The organism is Metabacillus rhizolycopersici (assembly GCF_020075705.1).
This window is the reverse complement of sequence record NZ_JAIQUM010000215.1, coordinates 1-1,271: the sequence shown is the minus strand read 5'-3', so window position 1 is coordinate 1,271 and position 1,271 is coordinate 1. Positions and strand designations below refer to the sequence as shown.

Genomic DNA, 1,271 nt, shown 5'->3' with positions numbered 1-1,271 from the left:
GTTTTGAGAGATTTGGATATTTCCGTAACTTGTAAATGGGAATTTCCTCCGTAAAGTTCACCAGAACGGATGAGTGTTAAGTAATCGATAAAAAGAATCGGTTTTTTGTTTGGAAATTGATTCATCATTTTTCGCGTTTTCGCTCTCATCTCAGCAACGGTTTGTCCAGCACCATCAAAAATGTGCATATGAGTTTCATTGAGATCACCAAGCACATCTGACCATTTATTCTTTTGACTTTCATTTAACAATTTTTTCGGATCCCGCATTTTTGTACGGTTAAAGCCCCCTGTCGAAGCAATTAATCGACTGGTTATCAGCTTTTCAGGCATTTCTAAGGAAAAGATGAGGGGCAGATAACCAGACCAACCCGACATTTTTGCGAAATGGAGCATGACGTCGGTTTTTCCCATCGATGGTCTTGCCGCTAGAATTGTCACTTCCCCACCCTGAAATCCTCCTGTCACTTCGTCGAGCTTTTTGATACCCGTTGTTGCACTTTTTAAGATTTTTTGATCTTCCCAGGGTGCCTCATAGATACCTGACAACGCTTGTTGTATAGACGTATGATCGTCCATCTTCATTTGGATAATTTTATCCAATTCAGCAATAACTTTAGCAATCTCCCAATCATTCATGGCTGCAACTGTTAAAATGTTTCTCTTTTCCCGTTCCTTCCAAAGATCAAGAATAAGCTTCTCTATCCCTTCAAATTTCTCAAGATCCGCATACGATAACAGCTCCGAAAGGTAGGACATTCCGCCAAATGATTCGAGGTCAGGTAAGGTTGTCAGCGAAATTAAATCAATATTCTTACCAGCTCGGCTGAATTCCACCATTCTTCGCATCAATTCTTTATGCCGTGTCCCTTCCAGCTGTTCAGGTTGAATAACGGTATCCTTGAGGAGGTACTCTGCCTTCATCAAGCTTCCTAAGAACGCTTTTTCCGCAATACTCACCACTCCTCACCTGCCGTTAGATCAAGCTCAAATCCACTTGGAATCGCTCTTCCAGCAGGTAAAGATTCAGTTGATTGCCTATGATTTGGTACAGGCTTTTGGTTCTCATGATAAGCATCAATTTCTTGGGCGGTCAGTAAAGATTCATTTTCCCAGTTTTTCAGAATCCCAACAACATAGTTCAGCTTTCGCTTGTTATTGGCACAGGCAATCGTCATGGCTTTTAAGATGACTTCCTTCGGCTGTAGAAAACTAGAATCATCTAACCAAGATAGCAGCTGCTGTTTCGCATTCACATTTGAAAAGCCAAAT

2 protein-coding genes are annotated in these 1,271 nt (G+C 41.2%); both read right to left on the bottom strand.

What is annotated here, in order from left to right:
- Positions 1–959: DnaB-like helicase C-terminal domain-containing protein (locus tag K9V48_RS28065; protein WP_224142321.1), on the bottom strand; the 959-nt coding region annotated here is incomplete at its 3' end.
- Positions 956–1,271, bottom strand: a 316-nt coding sequence (locus K9V48_RS28060; protein WP_224142320.1) for a DnaD domain-containing protein, incomplete at its 5' end; no start/stop codon positions are given. The genes K9V48_RS28065 and K9V48_RS28060, both read right to left, overlap by 4 nt.